Here is a 24079-nt window from a genome sequence, read left to right on the forward strand (position 1 = left end):
GGGGCCACGAACCCCGACAACCTGGGAGATCCGCATGAACCTGCTCTCCGACCTGCGCATCGGCCACCGCCTCGGCCTTGCGTTCGCCGTTTCCATCGCGTTCAGCGTGCTGCTGGCGGGCTACGCCCGAACGGCGCTGGTGCGCATCAACGACGAGTTGGCCCTGATGGTGGAGGACCGCCTCGTCAAGGTACAGCAACTCGAACAGATCAAGGACAACGTCAACCTGACGGCCCAGGCCGCGCGCAACGTGCTGCTGCTGCCCGACGCCGAAGGCCGGCGCAAACAGCTCGCCGACGTGGAGAGCACGGCCAAGCTCAACGCCGCACTGTTCGAGAAGCTGGAAGCCAGCATCAAGTCCGACAAGGGGCGCCAGCTGATGGCCGCAGCCGTGCAGGCGCGCATGCAGTTCGTGGGTTCGGTGCGCAAGGTCATCGACCTTGGCATGAAGGACGACACCGAGGCGGCGCGCGACCTGCTGCTGGGCGAGACGCACGGCCTGCAGGTCAGGTACTTCGGGGCGCTGGAGGCGCTGATCGAGTTCCAGCGCGAACTCATGCACGGCGCGGCCAGCCGGGCGGACGACACGGTGGACTTCGCGGCCATTGCCGTCGTCGTTGCCGCCATCGCGGCCGTGGGCATCGGCGCGGCGATGGCGCTGCTGATCACGCGCTCGGTCGTCACGCCCATCCGCCAGGCCGTGACGGCGGCCGAGACCGTGGCCGCGGGCGACCTGCGGCTGCGCCTGGCCCACGACCGCAAGGACGAGACGGGCCAGCTGCTGGGCGCGCTGCAGCGCATGAACGACGCGCTGGTGGGCATCGTCGGCGCCGTGCGCGGCAATGCCGACAGCGTGGCCACGGCCAGCGGCCAGATCGCGCAGGGCAATGCCGACCTCAGCCAGCGCACCGAGCAGCAGGCCAGCAGCCTGCAGGAGACGGCGGCGTCCATGGAGGAACTGAGCGCCACCGTCAACCACAACACCGACACGGCCCGCCAGGCCGCGCAGCTGGCCGGCAGCGCCGCGCGCGTGGCCGAGAGCGGCGGCCAGGTGATGGGCCAGGTGGTGGACACGATGGCGCAGATCACCACCAGCTCGCACAAGATCGCCGACATCATCGGCACCATCGACGGCATCGCGTTCCAGACCAACATCCTGGCGCTGAACGCCGCGGTGGAAGCGGCCCGCGCGGGCGAACAGGGCCGCGGCTTCGCCGTCGTGGCCGGCGAAGTGCGGCTGCTGGCGCAGCGCTCGGCCGAGGCGGCGCGCGAGATCAAGGCACTGATCGGCGCCAGCGTCGAACGCGTCGAGGCCGGCAACACGCTGGTGGGCGAGGCCGGCCGCACGATGGGCGACGTGGTGGGCCAGGTGCGCCGCGTGGCCGACCTCATCAGCGAGATCAGTGCCGCCAGCGGCGAGCAGAGCAAGGGCATCGGCCAGATCGGCGAGGCCGTCAGCCAGCTGGACCAGGTCACGCAGCAGAACGCCGCGCTGGTGGAGGAAAGCGCCGCCGCGGCCGAGAGCCTGCGCGTGCAGGCCGCGCAGCTGGCCGAGACGGTGTCGGCCTTCAAGCTCGACGCCGCAGCCGCCCCGCGGCCCGCCGCGGCCCGCGCTGCGCCTCCCCGGCCCAGGCCAGCCACGGTAGCCCGGCCGGCGCCGGCCAGGCCCGCTGCAGCACCCGCCAGGCCGGCCGTGGCCGCCGACGACGAATGGGCCAGCTTCTGATGCCGGCCGCCCTGCGCTGGCGCGGCGTCTTCCCCGCCGTCACCACCAAGTTCCACGCCGACGAGAGCCTGGACTTCGCCGGCACCGCCGCGCACATCGACTTCCAGATCCGCAACGGCATCCACGGCGTCGTCTGCTGCGGCTCGCTGGGCGAAGCCAGCACGCTGACGCTGGACGAGAAGCTGGCCGTGGCGCGCTGTGCGCTGGACGCCGCGAACGGCCGCGTGCCGGTGCTGGCCACGGTGTCGGAGCCCAGCACGCGCGAGGCGCTGCGCTTCATCGAAGGCGCCAATGCGCTGGGCGTGGCCGGCTACATGGTGATGCCGTCGATCATCTACGTGGCCGACGCACGCGAGGCGATGGCCAATGTGCGCACCTACGCCAACGCGGCGCAACGGCCGCTGATGGTCTACAACAACCCGGTGGCCTACCGCGTGGACTTGAAGCCCGAGCACTTCGCCGAGCTGGCGCAGGGCCCGCACAGCGAGCACATCGCCGCCATCAAGGAGAGCAGCGGCGACGTGACCCGCATCACCGACCTGCGCAACCTGCTGGCTGACCGCTACCAGCTGTTCATGGGCGTGGACGACCTCGCCTTCGAGGGCCTGGCGCTGGGCTGCGACGGCCTGCTGGCCGGCGTGGGCTGTGCGTTCCCGCGCGAGACGGTGGCGCTGTTCGACCTGATGCAGGCCGGCCGCTGGGACGAGGCGCGCGCCATCTACCGCTGGATGACGCCGCTGCTGCACCTGGACGTGTCGACCAAGCTGGTGCAGAACCTCAAGCTCATCGACGCGCTGGTGGGCGTGGGCACCGAGCACATGCGCCGCCCGCGGCTGCCGCTGGTGGGCGCGGAGCGTGCGCGCGTGCAGCAGCTGGTGGCGCAGGCGCTGGCCACGCGGCCGGCGCCATGGCAGTCGCAGCCATGAATTACGTGCACGTCATCGACTCGCACACCGGCGGCGAGCCCACGCGCGTCGTCATCGACGGCTTCCCGGATCTCGGTGGCGGCTCGATGGCCGAACGCCTGGCATTGCTGCGCAGCGAGCACGACCGCTACCGCCGCGCGACGCTGCTGGAGCCGCGCGGCAGCGACGTGCTCGTCGGCGCGCTGCTGTGCGCGCCGCAGAACCCCGCGCACACGGCCGGCGTCATCTTCTTCAACAACGCCGGCTACCTCGGCATGTGCGGCCACGGCAGCATCGGCCTCGTCGCGACGCTGGCGCACCTGGGGCGCATACAGCCCGGCGAGCATGTCATCGAGACGCCGGTGGGCGATGTGCGCGCGACGCTGCAGGCCGATGGCAAGGTCAGCGTGCGCAACGTGCCCAGTTTCCGGCTGGCGGCCGACGTGGCCGTGCGGCTGCCGACGGGGCAGACGGTCACCGGCGACATCGCCTGGGGCGGCAACTGGTTCTTCCTGTGTGCCGACCACGGGCAGATCGTCGCGCCCGCGCATGTCCAGGCGCTGACCGACTACGCGGCCATGCTGGGCGAGGCGCTGCATGCGCAGGGCCACCACGGCGCGGGCGGCGCCGTCATCGACCACATCGAGCTGTTCGCCGATGCCGACCCGCTGCTGGCCGACAGCCGCAGCTTCGTGCTGTGCCCCGGCCGCCAGTACGACCGCTCGCCGTGCGGCACCGGCACCAGCGCCAAGCTGGCCTGCCTGGCGGCAGCGGCCAAGCTGGCGCCAGGCGACGTGTGGCGTCAGGCCAGCGTCATCGGCAGCATCTTCGAAGGCTGGTACGAGCTGCCCGCGGACGGTGCTGCAGGCATCGTGCCCACCATCCGCGGCCGCGCGTTCGTGAACGCCGAGGCCACGCTCATCATCGGCCCGGCCGACCCGTTCGGCTGGGGGCTTGGCTGAAACGCCTCACCGCCCGAGGCCGCTACAGCGCGACCGTGCGGCCCACGAAGAGGATCGGGCCGGTGGGCCGGCCGACCGGCGACCCGCCCTCGGGCTCCAGCGTGATCTCGAACAGCTGCTGCGCGCCCACCGCCGGCAGCCGCGCAACGGGCATTTCCAGCGTCTGGCCCGCGCGCACCAGGCCCAGCGACGTGGGCCCGGCCGCGCCCTGCGGCTTGGTCCAGAACTGCAGCGCGCGGCCAGGCGGCACGGGCGGCGTGTCGCCCGTCGGCACCAGTCGCAGCGCGCCGCCGGCCTGCAGCTCCACCACCCAGCCCGCCGCATGTCGCCCGTCCGGGCTTTCCAGCACGGCCAGGTAGCGGGGGCCCTCGGCGACGGGCGGCATGGCCAGGCGCAGCGCCAGCACCAGCGATGCCGCCAGCGCGGCGCCGCTGAGCCCCTGCCAGAAACGCAGCCCCTGCCACCACGACAGACGGGCCGGGGACGAACGGCCAGGCGACTCGGCCCGCGGCGCCGTGCGGGCACCGAGCGCCAGGTCGAGCCGCTTCCACGCGGCAGGCTCGGGTTCGACGGCGGGCGCGCGGGCGCTGAGCGCCAGCAAGCGGTCCTGCCACGCGTAGACCTCGGCGCGCAACGCGGCGTCCTGCGGCAGCGCGGCCGCCACCGCGGCGTGGTCGTCGGCCGCCAGCGTGCCCAGCACGTACTCGCCGGCCGCCGCGGCACGGTCAGCGGGGTCGCGCAGGTCGATCACGACAGGCACTCCTTCAGGCTGGCCAGGCTGCGGCGTATCCACGACTTCACCGTGCCCAGCGGCGTGTTCAGCCGCTCGGCGATCTGCTCGTGCGTGTAGCCGTCGACGAATGCGTGCACCACGCACGCGCGGCGCGGCGCCTCCAGACGCTGCAGGCAACGCTCCAGGCTGTCCGCATCGAGCGCACGGTCGTCGTCGTCCGCGGCCTGCTGCTGAGCGTCAGACAACGCCGTCAACTCGGCCACGTCCACCGCCTGCATGCGCGCCGGCTCGCGCAGCGCCTTGAGGGCGGCGTGGCGGACGACCGTGTAGATCCAGCCGCGGGCCGACCCGAGCGCCGGCTCGAAGCTCGCCGCGTGGTCCCAGACCTGCAGGAAGGCATCGTGCAGCACGTCCTCGGCGCGCTCGCGGTCGCGCACGATGCGCATCGCCACCCCGAGCAACCAGCGCGCCTCGCGCTCGTACAACGCACGCAACGCAAAGCGCTCGCCCCGCGCACAGGCCTGCAGCGCAGCTTCATAGTCGAAGGTCGAGGCGGAGGAAGGCACGTGGCGGGGCGGCAGGATTCGCGCGGACTCTACCTCGCGATGACCGCCCCGCGCGCCGGCCGGGCCGGCGGCGTCAGGCTGCCTTCCAGAAGATGTAGTCAGCCTGGTACTTGACGACTTCCTTGCGCCCCAGCGTCGCGGCATCGCAGGCGCTGGCGGGCGCCACGCCGCCCTGTGTCGCCACGCGCTGCACGAAGGTCACGCCCATCATCTCGCCCGGGCCGGACGCGGGGTTGGCCTTCACGAGTTGCAGCGGAATGCTGCCCGGCACGTGCGGCGCCACGGCGACCTGCGTGCCGGTGATGCGAGAGCCGTCGTTGGCCACCCAGGTGGCCGGCGGCCCGAAGTAGCTGCCCTGCCGGGCGCCCGCGCGGCTGTTCAAGTCCGCCCTGGGCCCCACGAACACCCATTCGAAGGCACCGGCGGCACTGGTCTTGGCCTTGCATTCATAGGTGATCTCGCCGACACCGACGGACTCCAGCGCAACGCGGTGGCCGGCCGGCACCTGCAAGGCGGCCGGCAGCGCGGCCTGGCTGAAAGGAGGTACGGCGGGCGACATACCGGCACAACCGGACAGACCCAGGGCAGCCAGCAGGGCCAGCGCGGGAGCAGCAACGTTCTTCATGGTGAATCTCCTGATCGGGTTGGATGACATCGGTGAGAGCGAAGCTCACCTGTGCACTAGCCACCAGATGCAGGTTTGGATGCAGCCGCGAGAAAAAAGTCTTTCAACGCCCGCGTCAGGCGTTGTCGTCACCCCGGCCGATGAACGCGCGGATGGCCGCGATGCGGCCGCTGGCATCGATGTCGAACACGTCGACGACGTACAGCGTGTCGCGCCCGTCGACAACGATCTTCAGCTCGGCCGCCGCGCCACCGTCGCGCTCGTAGGCGGCCAGCACGTCGATGGCAAGGTGCTGCACGGCCGCGAAGTTCTTGCGCGTCTCGTCCAGCGCCGCGGCCTTGCCGACGACGCGGATCTTCCAATCGCGCAACGTGATGGTGTCGGCGAACAACGGTTCGATGGCGGCGAGATCGCGCGCGGCGTAGGCGGCCAGGTAGGCGCGCACGAGGGACAGCTTGTCGGTCATGGCGGGCATCCTAGGCGCGGCCGGATGCCCGCGGGGTTCACTCCGGGTACGCCTTCAGCAGCGCGTCCAGCTGCGCCTTCGTCACCGCCATCATGAAGCCGTGCCGCAGCGTGGTCGGCATCTCGAACTTGTTCCACTCCTTGACGCCCGAGTTGCCCCAGACCTCGATCCACGGGCCCTCCAGCCGCGGCGCCATCGACAGGCCATAGCTGGTGCCGGCGTACTGCTCGTAGTACAGCAACCAGTCCTGCCCGTTGGGCGCGCGGATCAGCGTGGGCGCCTCGCGGAACGCGGGGCTAAGCGGCGGGCCGGGCTCGGGATACGGGCCCAGCAGGTTGGCACCGCAGCTCATGCGGATGGTCTTGCCGGTCGTCCAGATGTAGGACGGGAAGCGCTCATCCTTCACGACCGCGCAGTAGCCGCCGCCAGGGTTGTCGACGAGGAACACGTCGATGGTGGCCATGTCCCAGTCGAACAGGCGTTTGGGCGGCCCCTGGAACTCGCGCAGGTCCTTGGACGTGACGTACAGCGTGCGCTGGCTGGACCAGTAGCGCTCGGGATCGTCCGGCGAGCCGGGCACGTTCGGCGTGTGCCACATGAGCACGAACTGCTTGCTGGCCTTGTCGAAGAACAGCTTGGGCGCGCCGATGCGCTGCAGCGGATGCGGCTGACCGACGGCCGTGGACAGGTCGGGCCGGTAGGTGCCGAACTTCGTCCACTTGACGAGGTCGTCGGACACCCAGAAGCGGATCTCCTGATCGTCATCGCTCTGGTTGCCGACGAGGTAGTAGCGGCCGTCGCCGCCCTGCACGATGAACGGATGGCCGTGGTAGTCCTCGCTGACGGCCTTGCCCTTGTTCAGGCGCCGCCAGTGCAGCCCGTCGGTGCTGACGGCGTAGTGCAGCACGCCGTAGCGGGCGTGCGTCATGTGGGCGAAGAGATAACCGCCACCGGCGGGGGGCGCGGCGGGTGCTGCGTCGGCAGCCAGGGCCGTGAGGCCCGTGACGGCGAGCAGCACGCCGGCGAGCCAGGCGTGCAATTTCATCTTGGATCTCTCCTGTTGAATTTCGGGCCGAGCGCCGGGCCGCTCCCAAGCCGGCCCGGTCTGGCGATGTGCCTGCGGCTCAATGCCGCAGGCATCGCCGTCCCCTCGGGGGACCGGCTGGGCGCGCCCGCGTTCAGCGCGGCGTGACCGGACGAGGGGCTCACGGCGCAGCCAGCTGCCAACGCTGGCAGTCGCCGCCCAGCCATTCCCACTGCGCCACGTCGGCACCGTTGGCGGTCGAGCAGCCGGCCACATCGAGCACGCGGCCGCTGTTCTTGTTGACGATGCGGACATAGCCCGCACCGACGTTCTCGATGCCCCAGCGCTGCGCGGCGGCGTTGTTGCCGGTCCACTGGCGCACGTCGGCGCCCATGCGCAGCGAGGCGTCCTGCACGTCCATCTTCAGGCCGCTGTTGACCGACGTGAACTCGTAGAAGCCGTCGCTCGTGGGCGTGACGTTCCAGCGCTGGCAGTTGGCACCGCTGTAGGGCCACTGCTGGATGTTGCCGCCGGCAGCCGTCGAGCAGGCGTTGACGTCCAGCGCCTGCGCGCTGTGCTTGGCGATGACCTTGTACGTGCCGCCCGCCACCGCGTTGGGGCTGACACGCTCGAAGCGCCAGCGCTGGCAGTCGCCGCCCAGCCATGTCCACTGTTGCACGTTGGCGCTGGTGGCGGTGGAGCAGGCGTTGACGTCCAGCACCAGGCCGCTGTTGTGGTTGACGACGCGGACATAGCCGTCGCCCACCGGCTCGATGCGCCACTTCTGGCAGTTCAGGTTGTTCACGGTGTACTGCTGCACGTTGCCGCCGGCCGCCGTGGAACAGCCGTTGACGTCCAGCGCCTGGCCGCTGTGCTGGGCGGTGATGGTGTAGGCGCCGTTGGCCACGTTCGTCACGCGCCAGCGCTGGCAGTCACCGCCGACCCAGGTGTACTGCGCGACGTTGGCGCCGGGCGTCGTCGAGCAGCCGGCCACGTCCAGCACCTGGCCGCTGTGCTTGGCCACCAGGCGGTAGACGCCGTCGGCCACCGGGTGGTTCAGCGGCGCGCTGGCGAACTGCATGCGGCAGCCCATGCCGGCGAGCTGCAGCACGCGGGTGTTGTCCGCCGAGGCCAGCAGCTGCGTGCTGTAGTTGGTGCAGGCGTCGCCGCCGGTGCCCACGGGCGTGGCCAGCGGCGTGGCGGCTTCGGTCCAGGCGCCGGTGCCGCCGGCCGTGTTGAACATGTAGACGCGGCCGTTCAGGTCCTCGTCCACCGTGTTGCTGCCGTTGCGCCGGAGCAGCTGGCCGATCAGCAGCAGGCGGCCCTGCGCGCTGCCGTCGTTCATCCACGTGATGGTGGGCGTGTGGCTGAAGTGGTGGCCGGCGGTGGACTCGACGCGCTGCCCCAGGTTGCTGGCCGTGCCCCAGGCGCTGCCGTTGGCGGAGGTGCGGATGTAGACATCGCACTGGCGCGAGCCGCAGATCTCGTAGCTCATCACGTACGAGCCGTTCGGCAGCCTGCGCACGATGGGCATGCCCGGGCGCAGGTCGCCGTTGTCGCTGATGCCCACGTCGACGACGTCGGCACCCCAGGTCAGGCCGCCGTCGGTGGAGACCTTGTGCGCGATCAGCTGGTTGAAGCCGCCGGCCTTGTACTCCTCGCTGGAATAGAACATCAGCAGCCGGCCCGCGCTGTCGACGGCGAACTCGGGCTCCCAGATGCCGGTGTTGCCGACGGCGGGCACGGACAGCGGCGTCCACGTGCGGCCGACGTCGGTGCTGCGGTACAGGCGGATGGTGTGCGTCGTGCCGTTGCGGCCGGTGGTGGCCCAGAACAGCGTGCCCGCGGCGGTGCCGCCCAGCGTCTGCGGCACCTCCCACAGCCCGCTGCAGCAGTGCCAGGTTTCCGGCACGGTGATGCTGCCGACCTGCGCCCAGCTGGCGCCCTGGTTGGTGCTCTCGTAGATCAGCGACTGGCTGCCGCCGAGGTCGTGCGACGCGATGAGCCGGCCGTTGGCGCCGCCGCTGGCGGCGAGCCGGATCATGCGTGGGTAGAAGCTGTCCTGCGTGGTGTTCAGCACCACGTCGGCCGCGCGGGCCGGGGTACCGACGAGCAGCGCGCACAGCGCCGCCAATGCGAGAAGAAATCTCATGCCTGTCTCCTGAAAGTGGGAAGAAGGCGGCTCTGGCGGCCGCTCGGCGGGAGCCCCCGTGAAACCTCAGCGGCCGAACTGGATCAGTGCACGGTTGGCCTTCCTGACCTGCTCGAAGTCCAGCTTCCTGACCTGGCGGTCGTAGGTGAAGAAGCCGTTCAGCTCTTCCTCCACGTCCGTCGTCTCGGTGTAGACCGCGGCACTCAGGCCCTGCGTGGCGGCGTATTCGCGCAGCTTGGCGGCCTGTTCCACGTAGACCTTGGTGGTGGCTTCCTTGCTCTCGTAGAGCAGGTAGCAGCACTTGCTGTCAGGGCGGTACATGTGGCCCGGCGTGCGCAGGCTGTTGCCGCCGTACTCGCCCAGCACGGCAATGCGGCCAGGTTGCCAGTTCACCCAGGCCGGGCCGGGGTAATCGTGCAGGTCGATGACGTCGCCGCCGCCCTGGTCGTGCGGCTCGAAGTTGATACCCGAGTGCGTGTTGATGAGGCGCGTCGGGTCCAGCGCCTTGAAGGCGTCGGACATGCGGCGGTGGTCGAAGTCGCCCCAGCTCTCGTTGAAGATGACCCAGGACACGATGGACGGCACGCTGCGCAGCTGGTCGACGATCTCGCGCATCTGGCCCTCGGTGCGCGCACGCACCGACAGGTCCTTCTCGGCGTCCCAGGCCTGCGGCATGTCCTGCCACACCAGCAGGCCGAGCTTGTCGGCCCAGTAGAACCAGCGCGCCGGCTCCACCTTGATGTGCTTGCGGACCATGTTGAAGCCGAGGTCCTTGGTGGCCTGCAGGTCGAACTTCAGCGCCTCGTCGGTGGGCGCCGTGTAGAGGCCGTCGGGCCAGAAGCCCTGGTCCAGCGGGCCGAACTGGAAGACGAACCTGCCGTTCAGCAGCGGGCGCGGCACGCCGGCCACGTTGCCGATGGCGATGCTGCGCATGCCGAAGTAGCTGTCGACCTGGTCGACCACCTGATCGTTGCGGCGCAGCGTGACCTGGAGGTCGTACAGGAACGGATCGTCCGGCGACCACAGGCGCGGTTTGGGCACGGGGATGTGCAGCTCGGTGCCGGGGCGGCCGGTCACGCGGCCAACCGCCTTGCCGTCTCGATAGGCGACGGCTTCGACCTCGGCGTCGGCATCCGCGCGCACGATGAGCTGCAGGCGCTGTTTGGCCACATCGGGCGTCAGGTCCAGCCGCGCCACGTGGGCGGCGCCGACGGGCTCCAGCCACACGGTCTGCCAGATGCCGGAGCTGGGCGTGTAGAAGATGCCGCCGGGCTTGAGCGACTGCTTGCCCAGCATGCCGTCGCCGGTGCTGGGGTCGAAGGCCGACACGACCAGCTCGTTGCGACCGGGCTTCAGGTGGTCGGTGATGTCGAACCCGAAGGCCGCGTAGCCGCCATCGTGGAAACCGACGCGCGTGCCGTTGACGTAGACGTTGGCGACGCGGTCCACGGCGCCGAAGTTGATGCGCACGCGCTGGCCGGCCCAGCCGGCGGGGACCTCGAAGCTGCGGCGATACCAGAGGTTCACCTCGCCCAGGCGCTCGATGCCCGACAGGCGTGACTCGACCGGGTAAGGCACCCTCACCTGCTCCACCTTCGCCGGGAAGACCGGGGCCGTGGAGGGCACATGGCGGGCATCGGGCGCGCCTTTGCCGCCCCAGTAGTCCCAGGTGCCGTTGAGGTTGAGCCAGTCCTTGCGCACCAGTTGCGGCCGTGGGTACTCGGGCAGCGGCTGGGCTGCCTTCTCGGCGGCGTCGGTCCACGGCGTCGTCAGCCGCACGCCGGGAACGAAGGGCTTGTCGGGCTCCTGCGCGTGGGCGGCCATGCCGGCCAGCGCGAGGACGAGGGAGGAAATCAGCAGTCTCATGAACAGCCTCATGTGAATGAATCAGGGAGCGGCGCGACGGCGACCGTGCCACAGCACGAGGAGCCGCTGCAGGCCACAGAACACGCCCAGCAGCGCACCGATGACGATGCGCGTCCACCAGGAACTCAAGGTGCCGTCGAACAGGATCAGCGTCTGGATGAGCCCCAGCATCAGCACGCCCGTCAGCGCGCCCAGCACATGGCCCGTGCCGCCGCTGAGCAGCGCGCCGCCGATGACGACGGCGGCGATGGCGTCCAGCTCCAGCCCCTGCGCATGCAGCCCGTAGCCCGACAGCGTGTAGATGCCGAACAGCACGCCGCCCAGCGCCGCGCAGGCGCCGCTGACGGCGTAGACGCCGATGCGCGTGGCGGCCACGGGCAGGCCCATCAGCCGCGCCGAAGCCTCATGGCCGCCGAGCGCGTAGACGGCGCGGCCGAACGGCGTGGCGCGCGACACCCACACGGCCAGCGCCAGCATCACCAGCGCGCAAACGGCGCCGGGCGTGATGTCCCCCAGCGGCCCCAGCGACCAGCGCGCCTGCGACCACGCGGCCAGCGTCTCGTCGCTGATGGCGATGGAATCCACACTCAGCACATAGCAAAGGCCGCGCGCGAGGAACAGCCCGGCCAGCGTGACGATGAAGGCCGGCACCTCGAAGGCCTGGATGACCCAGCCCATCGCCGCGCCGAAGGCGGCGCCGCCCAGCAGCAGCAGCGGGATCAGCAGCCACGGCGACAGGTGGACGCGCTCCACGCCCAGCGCCAGCAGCATGGTGGTGAGCGCGACGACGGAGCCCACCGACAGGTCGATGCCGCCGGACAGGATGACGAAGCTCATGCCGACGGCGACGACGAGCAGGAAGGCGTTGTCGATGAGCAGGTTCAGCAGCACCTGGCCCGACAGCAGGCCCGGGTAGGCCGCGGCGCCGCCCAGCGTGGCGACGACAAGCAGCAGCAGCGACGTCCAGCTCGGCAGGCTTTGCGTGTTGATCCACTTCATGCCGCGTGCCTCCGGCGTGGCAGGCGCGCCGAACGCCACTTGGGCGACTGGCTGATGGACACCGCGAACACGACGATGGCCTTGACCACCAGCGTCACCTCGGGCGCGATGCCGAACGCGTAGATGCTGGTCGTCAGCGTCTGGATGATGAGTGCGCCGAGCAGGCTGCCGCGCAGGCTGAAGCGCCCGCCCAGCAGCGACGTGCCGCCCAGCACGACGGCGAGGATGGCGTCCAGCTCCAGCATCAGGCCGGCGTTGTTGGCGTCGGCGCTCCTGATGTTGGCGGCAATCATCAGCCCGCCCAGGCCCGCGCACAGCCCGCAGGCGACGTAGACCGCCAGCAGCAGCGCCGCCGCGTTGACGCCGGCCAGCCGCGCGGCGGCCGGGTTGGCACCCGCCGCCTGCAGGAACAGGCCCAGCGCCGTGCGGTGCTTCAGCGCGCCCAGCAGCAACGCCAGCGCCAGCGTCAGCCACGGCGCGAACGGCAGCCCCAGCAGGAAGCCGTTACCGAGGAAGGCGTAGCCCGCGTGGTCGATGGTCAGCACCTGGCCGTCGGTGACCAGTTGCGCGATGCCGCGGCCGGCCACCATCAGGATCAGCGTCGCGATGATGGGCTGGATGCCGCCACCGACGACCAGCAGGCCGTTGAACAGCCCGCACACCGCGGCGGCGCCCAGGCCGGCCGCGAGGGCCAGCGCGAGCGAGCCGCTGTCGTTGACGAGGTGGGCCGACACCGCGGCCGTGATGGCGACGACAGCACCGACCGAGATGTCGATGCCGCGCACGGCGATGACCAGCGTCATGCCCATGGCGACGACCATCAGCGGCGCCGCGCGGTTGGCGATGTCGATCAGCGCGCCGTAGACGTGGCCGTCCTGCCAGCGGATGTCGATGAAGCCGGGGTTCAGCGCCGCGTTGAGCAGCAGCAGCGCCGCCAGGACGATTGCGGCGTGCTTCATGCGGCCATCACCTGCAAGAGCTGCTCTTCGCTCAGGCCGCGTGCCTCCAGCTCGGCCACCTGGCGGCGCTCGCGCAGCACGACGACGCGGTCGCTGGCGCGCAGCACCTCGGGCAGCTCGGAGGAAATGAACACCAGCGCCATGCCGCTGCGGCACAGCGTCAGCACCTGGGTCATGAGGTCCTGCTTGGCGGCGATGTCGATGCCGCGTGTCGGTTCGTCCAGGATCAGCAGCCGCGGCTCGGTGGCCAGCCAGCGGGCCAGGATGGCCTTCTGCTGGTTGCCGCCGGACAGCAGGCCGATGGGCGTCTCGGCGTCGGCCGTCTTGATGCCCAGCTGCGTGATGAAGCGCTGTGCCAGCTCGCGCTGCGCCTTGGGTGCCAGCATGCGGAACACGCCGCGCCGCGCCTGCAGCGCGAGCACGATGTTCTCGCGCACGCTCAGAACCGCGACGATGCCGTCGACCTTGCGCTCCTCCGGGCAGAAGGCGAAGCCGGCGCGGATGGCATCGCGCGGGCTGCGCAGCACGACCGGCCGGTCATCCACGCTCAGTGCGCCGCGGTCGGCGCGGTCGGCGCCGAACAGCAGCCGGGCCACCTCGGTGCGGCCGGCGCCCAGCAGGCCGGCCAGCCCCAGCACCTCGCCGGGCGCGACGCTGAAGCTGACCCCGGCCACCGCGTTGCCGCGGCCCAGGTCGCGGGCCTGCAGCAGCGGCGCGTTCGCGGCCCCGGCGCGCTCTTCACGCACGGCCGTCGTGGCCGACAGCGCGCGGCCGATCATCAGCTCGACGAGCTGCAGCCGCGGCAGCTCGGCGCCGTACTCGCCGACGAACTGGCCGTTGCGCAGCACCGTGAAGCGGTCGGCCACGGCGTAGGCCTGGTCGAGGAAATGCGTGACGAGCAGGATCGCCACGCCCTGCGCGCGCAGCTGGCGCAGCAGGTCCAGCAGCCGTGCGGTTTCGGCCTCGTCGAGGCTGGACGTGGGCTCGTCGAGGATGAGCACCCTCGCCTGCTGGTGCAGCGCGCGGGCGATGGCGACGAGCTGCTGCACGGCGACCGGCAGTTCGCCGAGTTGCGCGTCCACGTCGATGTTCAAGCCCAGTCGCGCAACGGCGGCCCGGGCTTCGTTGCGGACCTTGCGCCAGTCGATGCCGGACCAGCGGCGCGGCAGGCGCCCGGCCAGGATGTTCTCGGCCACCGACAGGTTGGGGCACAGCTGCACCTCCTGGTGCACGACGGCCACGCCGGCGCGCTGCATCGCCGCGGGCGAGCGGCCCTGCAGCGCGGCGCCGTCGAGCTGGATGTCGCCGCCGTCGCGCGGCTGCACGCCGGCGAGGATCTTGATCAGCGTGGACTTGCCGGCCCCGTTCTGGCCCATCAGCACGTGCACCTCGCCGGCGCGCAGCGTCAGCGCCGCGTCGACGAGCGCCGGCACGCCGTTGAAGGCCTTGGCGACGCCCTGCGCCTGAAGAACTGCCCGACCGGTCATCAGTATTTGCGGTTCGGCAGCTCGCGCGCGGCGACTTCCGCGGGGAACACGCCCTCTTCGGTGATGAGGCGGCGCGGCAGCGTCTTGCCGGCCTTCAGGTCCCGGGCAGCCTGCATCAGCGACGGGCCCAGCAGCGGGCTGCATTCGACGGTGACGTTGAGCTTGCCCGCCACCATGGCCTGGAAGGCGGCCTTCACGCCGTCGATGGAGATGATGAGCATGTCGACGCCGGGCTTCAGGCCGGCCTCCTCGATGGCCTGGATGGCGCCCAGCGCCATGTCGTCGTTGTGGGCGTACAGCACATGGATCTTCTTGCCGGCCTCGGCCTTGATGAAGGCCTCCATGACCTCCTTGCCCTTGGCGCGGCTGAAATCGGCGGTCTGGGTGCGGACGATCTTCAGCCGCGGGTCGGCCTTGATGGCTTCCTCGAAGCCCTTCTTGCGGTCCAGCGCGGGCGCAGCGCCGACGGTGCCCTGCAGCTCGACGATGCGGATCTCGTCCTTGCCGCCCTTGGTCTTGTCGAGGAGCCAGCGGCCGGCGCGGCGGCCTTCCTCGACGAAGTCGGAGCCCATGAACGAGGCCCACAGGCTCTCGTCGGCGTCCTTCACGAGGCGGTCCGTCAGGATGACCGGGATGCCTGCGGCCTTGGCCTCGCGCAGCACGGTGCCCCAGCCGGTCTCGACGACCGGCGACAGCGCGATGACGTCGACCTTCTGTGCGATGAAGGCGCGCAGCGCCTTGATCTGGTTTTCCTGCTTCTGCTGCGCGTCGGCGAACTTCAGCTCGATGCCGGCGTCCTTCGCCGCCTGCTTGATGGACGCCGAGTTGGCCGTGCGCCAGGCGGACTCGGCGCCGATCTGCGAGAAGCCGAGGACGAGTTTCTTGCCGTCGGCAGCCCAGGCGGGCAGGCCTGCGGCTGCAAGAACGGCCACGAGGTGGCGTCGCTGCATGGTGTGTCTCTGGAAAAAGGCCGCCCCGGCACGCGCTCTCACGAGCGCGTGCACAAGGGCTGGCTGCAAAGGCGGCGCCGAAACCACAGCCGCCCGGAGAATGATCAGGAGGGGCACTCGGCGATTCGGGCCGAGCGCCGGGCCGCCCCAAGCCGGCCCGTCTGGCGATGTGCTCGCGGCTCAATGCCGCGGGCATCGCCGTCCCCTCGGGGGACCGACCAGACCGGCGCGCGTTCAGTGGCCGGGCTGGGCGAGGGGTCAACAGTCCGTCAGAGTTTGAAATTGAAGCTGAGACCGTAGAACTTGTCGTCCGAGCGGATGTCGTGCGGGAAGCTCTCGTTCTGGAAGTAGCTGTAGTACTTCGAGCCCGTCAGGTTGTTGGCGTTGAAGCTGACGCTCAAGTGCTCGTTGACCTGGTAGCCGATGGCGAAGTCCAGCCGGCCGTAGGCCTTGACGCGGTTGTAGTAAGGCGCCGAGGTGTTGGTGCAGACACCGGTGTTCAGGCCGTTCTCGGCAGGCGACGCCACCAGGCAGTCGATCTGGCCGTCGTTGAACTTGTCGCGCCAGGTGTAGGTCAGGCGGCTGGTGATGCCGTACTTCTCGTACAGCACGCCGGCGTTGTAGCTGTGCTTGGACACGCCCAGCAGCGGCTTGCCGAACAGCTTGTCGCTCTCGGTGTTGACCTTGCTGTCGGCCATCGTGTAGTTGCCAAACACGCCCAGGCCACTGGCCGCGCCGGGCAGCATGTCCAGGAAGTACTGCGCGCTCAGCTCCAGGCCCTGCAGCGTGGCCTTGCCCAGGTTGCGCGGGCGGCTCATGTCGTAGGTGACACCGCCGATGACCTCGCGGGCCACCGAGCGCACGACGCGGTCCTTCAGCACGCGGTGGTAGATGGCTGCCTGCAGGTAGCTGCCCTTGCCGAAGTACTTCTCGACGGACAGGTCGTAGGCCGTGCTCATCTGGTCCTTCAGCTCGGGGTTGCCGCCGCTGCCGCCGGGGATGACGTTGGCGTTCAGTGGCACCGCGTAGTTCAGCGTCGGGTTCAGGTCACCCAGGCCCGGGCGGGACATCGTGACGCCGGCCGTGGCGCGCACCAGCAGGTTGGGCACCACCTCGAGCTTGGCGCTGGCGTTGGGCAGGAAGTGGTTGGTCGTGGACGACGCGGTCTGCGGCGTGACGACGCCGCTGATGCGGCCGGCACCGGAGATGGTGCGCTCCGAGCGCACGAAGCGGCCACCGAAGACACCGTCCAGCCGCATGCCGGCCACCGTCGTCTCGTAGTGCGGCTGCACGTAGAGCGCGTAGGTCTTTTCCTTGGCGTCGTAGTTGTTGACGGGCGCGTAGGCCGGGTCGCCCGGCTGGCTGCCGTACAGCACGCGCAGCACGTCGGTGTTGTTGCGCAGGTAGTCGGGGTTGGGCGTCATCCACGGCTGGCAGCCGTTGATCTGCGGGATGCAGTTGGGCGCCTGGACCAGGAAGTCGGCCGGCAGGCCGGCGGCCGAGCTGACCAGCGTCACGCGGTTGCCGCCCGGCGCGGCGGGGCCGCCGGCTTCGTTGGCGCGCCAGTGCGAGTCGCGGTCCGCGGCGCGGGCGCCGAAGTCGATGGACGTGATGAAGCCGTCCAGGTCGTAGCTGCCCTTGAGCGCCAGCGCGTTCTGCTCGCTCTTGGCCCAGTTGATGTCCTGGAACAGGCCGTTGGCGAAGCGGAAGTCGGTCTTGCTGCCCAGCGGGTTGCCGGGCATGTTGGTGGTGCCGTAGCCGCCGGCGTTGACGACGATGTCCACCGCGCCGATCTGCTTGCCGATGTCGACGATGATGTTGCGGTTGCGGTTGTCTGACGCCATGTGCGAGGCGTCCAGGTGCAGCGACAGCGGGCCGGCGTTGTACTTCCAGCCGGCCGCCAGCACGCGCTGGTCGGTTGCCCCCAGCTTGGCCTGCGTGCTGGTCAGGCCCGGCACGTTGTTGAACGTGGCCGAGGCACCGTTGCACAGGCTCTGCACACCATCGGCCTCGCCGCCCAGGAAGCCGGCGCCGTTGATGTGGGACTTGAAGCAGTCCGTGCCGGCCTTGGCGTTGGTAATGTTGGCCGCGGCAAAGATGTCCGAGAAGATGAAGTAGGTGGCGAACTTGCCGCGGTAGCCGGCGTACAGCGCGTCGGCATAGAACTCGTTCTGCGCGTTGGGGCGCCACTGGATGGACGCGTTGGCCTGCGGGCGCTGGTAGCCGCCGGTGTCGGTCAGGCCGCCCACGCAGGTGGGCAGCACGATGCCGGCCGCGCCCGCCGGGCCGTTCGTGCCGGAGCGCGGGTCGCAGTTGAACGAGATGGGGCGGTTGAACTTGTGGTCGGCGTAGGAGATGTCGGCCAGGATGCCGATCTCGCCGGCGTCGGTCTGCGCGCGGTAGGAGCCCAGCACGCCCAGCTTGGTGCTGGGCTTGGTGGCGAACTCGCCCACGGTGGCGCGGCCGTTGACGACCAGCGTCACGCCCTTGCGGAACTCCATCGGCTTGCGCAGCTTCAGGTCGATGGCGCCGGCCACGCCGCCTTCCAGCACGTTGGCGCCGGCCGACTTGTAGACGTCGGCGCGCGAGATGGCCTCGGCCGGCAAGTCCTGGAACGCGAAGCCGCGGCCCACGCCGGTGAACATCTCGCGGCCGTCGACGGTGGTGATGATGTCGCCGATGCCGCGGATCAGCGGGTTGACGATCTCGTTGTTGAAGCCCACCACCGTCTGCACGCCCGGCACGCGCTGCAGCGCCTCGGCCACGGTGTTGTCGGGGAACTTGCCGATGTCGTCGGCGACGATGGACTCGACGACCTGGTCGGCCTCGCGCTTGGACTGCACGGCCGCGTTGCGGCTGGCACGCTGGCCGATGATGACGACCTGCTCCAGCTTGTTGGCTTCGGCGGCCTTGGCGGCCTCCTGCGCAACAGCCTGCTGCTGGCTGACGAACGCGAGCGTCAGCAGCGCGGCTGCCTGGATGGGCGAGAGGGTGAATCGCTTCATTTGTTGTCTCCTGGGGCCTGCGGCGACGCTGCGTGTGGCGCCGCTCTTGGCCGGTTTTTGAACGAAATCATGGCGCCGGTTGGCGCGGGTCCCTGGGTCACCACCGCCGCGATGGCTGTCGCGGCAGTCGTGACGATCAGTCATTACAAACAACTTTTCTTGCAACATTAGGGACAACAACGCGCCTGGAAAGCGCTTGGTGCCACCTCAGCCCCGAGGTCGGACCTCGACGGGCAGTTCCTTCAGAACCTGTTCAGCCAGCGGCTCGCCGAGCCACCGCCTGGACGGACCGCCCGGCATGCGCCGACGGTCTATTTCGATCAATGCATTGATTATTCACCAATTTACTTGTTATAAAACTAGCGCAAACCATGAGTGGTGCTCGCACGTCAGCGCGCGAGGAAGCGCGATTCGCGCTCCAGCAGGCGATTGATGCGCTGCTGGCCCTTGGCGAGCGTGGCCTCCAGCGGTTCACCGGACACGACGATGGCCGACACGGTTTCGCCCAGCAGGCCCATCACGCGCGACTGCCGCGCGACGGTGGTCGGCAGCCCCGTGCCGACCTGGGCCACGGGGCCCAGCGACGCCCGCATGGGCAGCGCCTTGAAGGCCGCGCTGTCGACGGCGGACTGCCGCGCCGGCAGCTGGCCGGTGCGGGCCCAGGCCAGGCTCTCGTCGTTGAGGAAGCGCAGGAAGGCGTGCGCCGCGGCGCGCTCGGCCGGTGTCTGCCGGGCGTTGCGCAGCATCACCCACACATGGCTGTCGGCCCAGGTGGCCGGCCTGGCGTACAGCGTCGGCTCGGGCACGGCCTCGTAGGTGTGGCTCAGCGGGTTGCCGGGCTGCGCCGCGCGGTCGTTGAGTTGGCCCAGCAGCCAGGTGCCGTTGGGCATCACGCCACCGGCACCAGCCATGAAGGCCTGCAGCGCGGCGGAGTAGTCCATGTTCCGCGTCGACAGGCCCTCGGCGTAGACGGTGCGCATGAAGGCCACCGCCGCCTTCACCGCGGGCGTGTCCAGCGCGATGGCCTGGTCGGTCTTCGGGAACAGGCTGGCGTTCTGCTGGTTCACCAGGCCCAGCACGCTGCGCGCGAAGAAGCTGGGGTCGTTCAGCGTCAGCCACACGAAATAGGGCTTGCCGGTGGCGCGCTTGAACGCGCGGGCCTGGGCCAGCAGCTCGTCGGGCGAAGTGGGCAGCTTCGCGTGGCCTTGTGCGTCGACGAGGCCGGCCTGCTTCATCAGCCCGAGGTTGATGTGCCACAGCATCGCGTGGCTGTCGTAGGGCAGCGCCAGCACATGGCCGCCCAGCGTGACGCCGTGGCGCGCATGGGGCGTGAAGTCGGCCGCATCCAGCGCGCCGTCCAGCGGCTGCAGCAGGTCGCGCTTGGCGAAGTCGCCGAGCACCGAGCTGTGCATGATGGCGATGGTCGGCAGGTCGCCGCCGACGATACGGGCGCCCAGCTGCGGGTAGTAGGCCGAGTGCTCGACGACCTGCGTGTTGACGCGGATGCGGCCGGCGTTCTGCGCGTTGAACTTGTTCGTCAGCACGGTGACGATGCCGCACTCGCTCGTGACCTGGCTGGCGTCGGTGACGTGGCCGTACTCGGCGTCGCAGCTGCCGAAAAAGCGGGCCAGCGTGATCTCGACGGGCGCAGCCGTGGCCACACCTGTCAGCAGCGCCGTGGCGAAGGCGATGAGGCTGCGCTTCATGCCTTGCCTCCCGCCACGGCCGCCACGATGTGCCGCTGGAAGAACGCGTACAGCACCAGCACCGGCAGCGCGGCGAACACGGCCTGGGCCATCAGGAAGCCCAGCCCCTCGGACTGCGCGAAGTTGGTCTGCGTGGACGCGAGGCCCAGGGTCAGCGTGTACATCTCGGGGCGGGTCGCGGAGATCAGCGGCCACAGGTAGTCGTTCCATGCGGCCAGGAAGCTGAAGATGCCAAGCGTCGCCTGCGCCGGCAGCGTCTGCGGCAGGATGACGCGCCAGAACGTCGTCCAGCGCGACGCGTTGTCCATCAGCGCCGCCTCCTCCAGCTCGCGCGGGATGGCCTTGAAGAACTGCGTCATCAGGAACACGCCGAACGGCGCGGCCAGCCGCGGCAGGATGAGCCCGGCGTAGCTGTTGTGCAGGCCCAGCTCGGCGAAGAAGCGGTGCAGCGGGATGACGACGGCCGGCTCGGGCACGGCCAGCCCGGCCAGCACCAGCGCGAACACGAGGTTCTTGCCGGGAAAGGCGCAGCGCGCGAAGCCGTAGCCGGCCAGCGACGACAGCAACAGCACCAGCAGCGTCTGCACGCCGGCAACGACGCAGCTGTTCAGCACCCAGCGGAACACGGCCGGGTTGGCGAAGATGTCGGCGTAGTTGCGCAGCGTGAACGGCGTCGACAGCAGCGCGTCGGTGCGCTCCATCAGCACCGCGTTGGACTTCAGCGACAGCGCGAACACCCACGCCAGCGGCAGCATCCACAGGACGGCCAGCCCGACGGCCGCGGCCAGCAGCACGCGGTCGAAGAGAGACGTTCTCATTGCCCGTCCTCCTTCTTCTCGGCCCAGCGCTGCACGGACACCCCCAGCACCAGCAGCACGAACAGCAGCTGCGCGGCGGCGGCGGAGTAGCCCAGCGCCCATTGGTCGAACAGCGCCTCGTAGATGAACATCACCATCGTCCGCGTGCTGTTGTTGGGGCCGCCGTTGGTCAGCAGCTGCGCCTGGCCGAACACCTGCAGCTGGCCCAGCAGCTGCACGATGGCGACGAGGATCAGCGTGCGGCGCAGCGCCGGCAGCGTGATGAAGCGAAAGCAACGCCAGCGGCTCGCGTTGTCCAGCGCGGCGGCTTCGTAGAGGTCGCGCGGCACCTGCTGCAGGGCCGCGAGGATCAGCGTCATCGGCAGGCCGATGCCCCACCAGATCGTGACAAGCGCGATGAACGGCAGCGCGAGGTGCTCGTCGGACAGCGGCGCGAGGTCGGGCAGCCCCAGCGACTGCAGGCCCTGGCTCAGCAGCCCGCGGTCCGGCAGCAGCACCAGGCGCCAGATCAGCGTGACCACCGTCACCGACAGCACGTTGGACGCGAAGAAGGTGCCGCGCAGCCACGCGCCCAGCTTGCCGGGGCGGTTCAGCACCAGCGCCAGCGCCAGGCCCAGGCCGACGAAGGCCGGTGTGCAGATCAGCGCGAACAGCACCGTGTTGGCGGCGCTGCGCAGGAAGATCTCGTCCCGCACCAGGTCGATGAAGTTGGCGAGGCCCACGAACTGGCCGCGGCCGGTCAGCAGGTCCACCGCATGGAAGGACAGCCAGAAGCCCTCCAGCACCGGCGCCGCCAGCAGCCCCAGGTAGCACAGCAGGAAGGGCGCGACGAAGGCCCAGCCCACCCAGGCGGGGCCGGCCATCGCCGAGCGGTTGTCGGCAGCTGCGCTCATGCCGCGGCCACCTCGGCATGGTGGGCCAGGCCGTCTGCGCCGAAGACGTGCAGCTGGTCCAGGTCCGGCTGCAGCTGCACGACGTCGCCCAGCGCCAGCGGCCGCTGCACCGGCACCTCGGCGACGACGACGGCGCCGTTGCCGAGACCGACGTGCGCGAGGCTGCGCTCGCCCAGCCGCTCGATCAGCTCCACGCTGCCCGACAGCACGCCGGCATCGGCCAGCTTCAGGCCCTCGGGCCGCACGCCGATGCACAGCGCGCCGCCCAGCGCGGCCGACGTGCGGACCTGCGTGCGCAGCAGCTCGCCGCCGAACAGCCGCACGACCACGCGGCCGGCGTCGTCGGGCACGCGCTCCACGGGCAGGAAGTTCATCGCCGGGCTGCCGACGAAGCCGGCGACGAACTTCGTGCGCGGACGCTGGTAAATCTCCATCGGCTCGCCGAGCTGCTCGATGCGCCCGCCATTCATGACGACGATGCGGTCGGCCAGCGTCATCGCCTCGACCTGGTCGTGCGTGACGAACACCATCGTCGAGCCCAGCCGCTTGTGCAGCCGCGCAATCTCGATGCGGGTGCGGTTGCGCAGCTTGGCGTCGAGGTTGGACAGCGGCTCGTCGAACAGGAAGGCCTTGGGCTCCTTGACGACGGCGCGGCCGATGGCCACGCGCTGGCGCTGGCCGCCGGACAGCTGACCCGGCTTGCGGTCCAGCAGCGCGTCCAGCTCCAGCATCTGCGCGGCGTTGTTGACGCGCTTGCTGACCTCGCCCTCGGCGAGGCCGATGTTGCGCAGGCCGAAGGCCATGTTGTCGAACACGCTCATGTGCGGGTACAGCGCGTACTGCTGGAACACCATCGCCAGGCCACGCTGGCCGGGCGGCAGCGCCGTCACGTCGTTGCCGCCCAGCACGATGCGCCCGCCCGACACGCTCTCCAGCCCGGCGAGCATGCGCAGCAGCGTGGACTTGCCGCAGCCCGACGGGCCCAGCAGCACGATGAACTCGCCGGCGGCGATGTTCAATGAGAAGTCGGGAATGACTTCGACGGGGCCGTAGCGCTTGGCGACGGCGGCGAATTCGATGCTTGCGGTCAAGTAGGTGTCTCCGAACGGGCGCCGTTCATAGCGGCGCCTCTGGTCATCTCAGATGAGGGTCAACGTGGGCGCTTGCCATACTGCCGCAAGAGTTCCGCCTCGCGCACGCGGTACGGCCGGCCATCCGTGTGCAGCACGTCGTGGAACCACACCAGCGGCGGGTCGATGGTGTACGGGCGCTTCCACGAGTCCCACGGCATCTTGGTCTGGCTCTTGCCGTCGACGAAGCCCCAATTGATCATGCCGACGTCCTCGCGCACCGCGATGGGCAGCGCGATGTCGAACGTGGAGCCCAGGCTGCGCGCCATGTACTCGGTGCAGATCAGCGGCCGGCCGTACTGCTGCAGCTGGTTGATGCGGGCCTCGAACTTCTCGGGCCAGTTGTAGTCATGGAAGCTGACGACGTCGGACTGCGCCAGTTGCGCCTTCTGCACCGCGTTCAGCTCGGGCGAATCGGGCGCCCAGTTGTCGCCCAGCCACAGGCCGCTGGTCAGCGGCTGGATGGGCTGTTGCGCACGCGCCCAGTCGAAGGCCTGCGGGATCAGCTCGGCCACCAGTGCGATCTTGTCCTTGGCTTCGCGCGGCAGGTAGTAGCCCATGCCGCCGCCCTGGTTGTCGGGCTCGTTCCAGATGTCCCAGTAGGTGACGCGCTTGTCCTGGCCGAAGGTCTTGACGATGTCCTCGACGTAGGCGCGCAGCTGCGGCCAGGTCGAGCGGTCGGCCAGCTGCGCGGCCGACGGGCTCTGCACCCAGCCGGAGTTGTGCACGCCGGGGATGGGCTCGCGCTGCGGGCCCAGCTTGGGCTCGGGGTCCCAGCAGGAGTCGAACAGCACGAACATCGTGAAGATGCCGTGGCGCTCGGCGATGTCCAGGTACCGGTGGATGCGCTGCTTGAAGCCGGCGGCGTCCTGCGCCCACAGCAGGTCGTGCAGGAACACGCGCATCGTGTTCATGCCCAGCCCCTTGGCCCAGCCGAGTTCGAGGTCGATGCGCTCGGCGTCGAACGTGTCGGCCTGCCACATGGCGAGCTGGTTGATGGCGGACGCGGGCAGGAAGTTGGCGCCCAGGGCCCAGGGCTGGGCCTTGAACCAGGCATGGGCCTGCTCGGGCGTCCAGCGGGCGGGAGTGGTGGTGTGGTGGCTCATG

At 70.1% G+C, this 24079-nt stretch carries 20 protein-coding genes; 3 read left to right on the top strand and 17 right to left on the bottom strand.

Going from position 1 to position 24079, the window contains the following annotated elements; genetic code table 11:
* Positions 1–34: 34 nt before the first annotated feature.
* From AC1Q7O_RS17620 to AC1Q7O_RS17630, 3 genes are read left to right on the top strand one after another with little or no spacing between them, the layout of a single operon-like run.
* Entirely contained in the window at positions 35–1726 is a 1692-nt protein-coding gene (locus tag AC1Q7O_RS17620) for a methyl-accepting chemotaxis protein (RefSeq protein ID WP_492660701.1), read from the top strand.
* Positions 1711–2652, top strand: a complete 942-nt coding sequence (locus AC1Q7O_RS17625) for a dihydrodipicolinate synthase family protein (RefSeq protein WP_492660700.1) — start codon at positions 1711–1713, stop codon at positions 2650–2652. The genes AC1Q7O_RS17620 and AC1Q7O_RS17625 overlap by 16 nt, the downstream gene beginning before the upstream one ends.
* Complete coding sequence (locus AC1Q7O_RS17630; protein WP_492660699.1) at positions 2649–3593, top strand: 4-hydroxyproline epimerase; 945 nt, start codon at positions 2649–2651, stop codon at positions 3591–3593. The genes AC1Q7O_RS17625 and AC1Q7O_RS17630 overlap by 4 nt, the downstream gene beginning before the upstream one ends.
* 22 nt (positions 3594–3615) lie before the next feature.
* Here the strand turns inward: AC1Q7O_RS17630 and AC1Q7O_RS17635 are convergent, their stop codons facing one another.
* The 17 genes from AC1Q7O_RS17635 to AC1Q7O_RS17715 all read right to left on the bottom strand — a co-directional run bounded on the left by AC1Q7O_RS17635 (position 3616) and on the right by AC1Q7O_RS17715 (position 24078).
* On the bottom strand, positions 3616–4344 hold the full coding sequence (locus tag AC1Q7O_RS17635) for an anti-sigma factor (RefSeq protein WP_492660698.1): 729 nt from the start codon (positions 4342–4344) through the stop codon (positions 3616–3618).
* The gene (locus AC1Q7O_RS17640) at positions 4341–4892 is read right to left on the bottom strand and encodes a sigma-70 family RNA polymerase sigma factor (RefSeq protein WP_492660697.1); all 552 of its coding nucleotides are present in this window, start codon (positions 4890–4892) and stop codon (positions 4341–4343) included. The genes AC1Q7O_RS17635 and AC1Q7O_RS17640 overlap by 4 nt, the downstream gene beginning before the upstream one ends.
* A 73-nt stretch (positions 4893–4965) precedes the next feature.
* On the bottom strand, positions 4966–5517 hold the full coding sequence (locus AC1Q7O_RS17645) for a DUF3455 domain-containing protein (RefSeq protein WP_492660696.1): 552 nt from the start codon (positions 5515–5517) through the stop codon (positions 4966–4968).
* Between the two features lie 115 nt (positions 5518–5632).
* Complete coding sequence (locus tag AC1Q7O_RS17650) at positions 5633–5983, bottom strand: nuclear transport factor 2 family protein (RefSeq protein WP_492660695.1); 351 nt, start codon at positions 5981–5983, stop codon at positions 5633–5635.
* Between the two features lie 37 nt (positions 5984–6020).
* A complete protein-coding gene (locus AC1Q7O_RS17655) occupies positions 6021–7028 on the bottom strand; it encodes a glycoside hydrolase family protein (protein ID WP_492660694.1) in 1008 nt (335 codons plus the stop codon).
* A gap of 160 nt (positions 7029–7188) precedes the next feature.
* Complete coding sequence (locus AC1Q7O_RS17660) at positions 7189–9159, bottom strand: RICIN domain-containing protein (RefSeq protein WP_492660693.1); 1971 nt, start codon at positions 9157–9159, stop codon at positions 7189–7191.
* Positions 9160–9225: 66 nt separating this feature from the next.
* The gene (locus AC1Q7O_RS17665) at positions 9226–11025 is read right to left on the bottom strand and encodes a glycoside hydrolase family 2 protein (RefSeq protein ID WP_492660692.1); all 1800 of its coding nucleotides are present in this window, start codon (positions 11023–11025) and stop codon (positions 9226–9228) included.
* A 21-nt stretch (positions 11026–11046) separates the two neighbouring features.
* Complete coding sequence (yjfF, locus tag AC1Q7O_RS17670; RefSeq protein ID WP_492660691.1) at positions 11047–12024, bottom strand: galactofuranose ABC transporter, permease protein YjfF; 978 nt, start codon at positions 12022–12024, stop codon at positions 11047–11049.
* Positions 12021–12983 (bottom strand): ABC transporter permease, encoded by a 963-nt coding sequence (locus tag AC1Q7O_RS17675; RefSeq protein WP_492660690.1) that lies wholly within the window; start codon positions 12981–12983, stop codon positions 12021–12023. Before AC1Q7O_RS17675 ends, yjfF begins: the two co-directional genes overlap by 4 nt.
* Positions 12980–14470 carry a sugar ABC transporter ATP-binding protein gene (locus tag AC1Q7O_RS17680; protein ID WP_492660689.1) on the bottom strand — a complete coding sequence of 497 codons (1491 nt, stop codon included), beginning with the start codon at positions 14468–14470 and terminating at the stop codon, positions 12980–12982. The genes AC1Q7O_RS17675 and AC1Q7O_RS17680 overlap by 4 nt, the downstream gene beginning before the upstream one ends.
* The gene (locus tag AC1Q7O_RS17685) at positions 14470–15420 is read right to left on the bottom strand and encodes an ABC transporter substrate-binding protein (RefSeq protein WP_492660688.1); all 951 of its coding nucleotides are present in this window, start codon (positions 15418–15420) and stop codon (positions 14470–14472) included. The genes AC1Q7O_RS17680 and AC1Q7O_RS17685 overlap by 1 nt, the downstream gene beginning before the upstream one ends.
* A 269-nt stretch (positions 15421–15689) precedes the next feature.
* The gene (locus tag AC1Q7O_RS17690; RefSeq protein ID WP_492660687.1) at positions 15690–18425 is read right to left on the bottom strand and encodes a TonB-dependent receptor; all 2736 of its coding nucleotides are present in this window, start codon (positions 18423–18425) and stop codon (positions 15690–15692) included.
* Between the two features lie 389 nt (positions 18426–18814).
* On the bottom strand, positions 18815–20131 hold the full coding sequence (locus tag AC1Q7O_RS17695; RefSeq protein WP_492660686.1) for an ABC transporter substrate-binding protein: 1317 nt from the start codon (positions 20129–20131) through the stop codon (positions 18815–18817).
* On the bottom strand, positions 20128–20949 hold the full coding sequence (locus tag AC1Q7O_RS17700; protein WP_492660685.1) for a carbohydrate ABC transporter permease: 822 nt from the start codon (positions 20947–20949) through the stop codon (positions 20128–20130). Before AC1Q7O_RS17700 ends, AC1Q7O_RS17695 begins: the two co-directional genes overlap by 4 nt.
* Positions 20946–21842, bottom strand: a complete 897-nt coding sequence (locus AC1Q7O_RS17705) for a carbohydrate ABC transporter permease (protein ID WP_492660684.1) — start codon at positions 21840–21842, stop codon at positions 20946–20948. The genes AC1Q7O_RS17700 and AC1Q7O_RS17705 overlap by 4 nt, the downstream gene beginning before the upstream one ends.
* Positions 21839–22933 carry an ABC transporter ATP-binding protein gene (locus AC1Q7O_RS17710; RefSeq protein WP_492660683.1) on the bottom strand — a complete coding sequence of 365 codons (1095 nt, stop codon included), beginning with the start codon at positions 22931–22933 and terminating at the stop codon, positions 21839–21841. The genes AC1Q7O_RS17705 and AC1Q7O_RS17710 overlap by 4 nt, the downstream gene beginning before the upstream one ends.
* Before the next feature lie 59 nt (positions 22934–22992).
* Complete coding sequence (locus tag AC1Q7O_RS17715) at positions 22993–24078, bottom strand: glycoside hydrolase 5 family protein (protein ID WP_492660682.1); 1086 nt, start codon at positions 24076–24078, stop codon at positions 22993–22995.
* Between the last annotated feature and the right edge of the window lies 1 nt (position 24079).

It is taken from the genome of Roseateles sp. GW823-FHT07B05 (assembly GCF_058794515.1).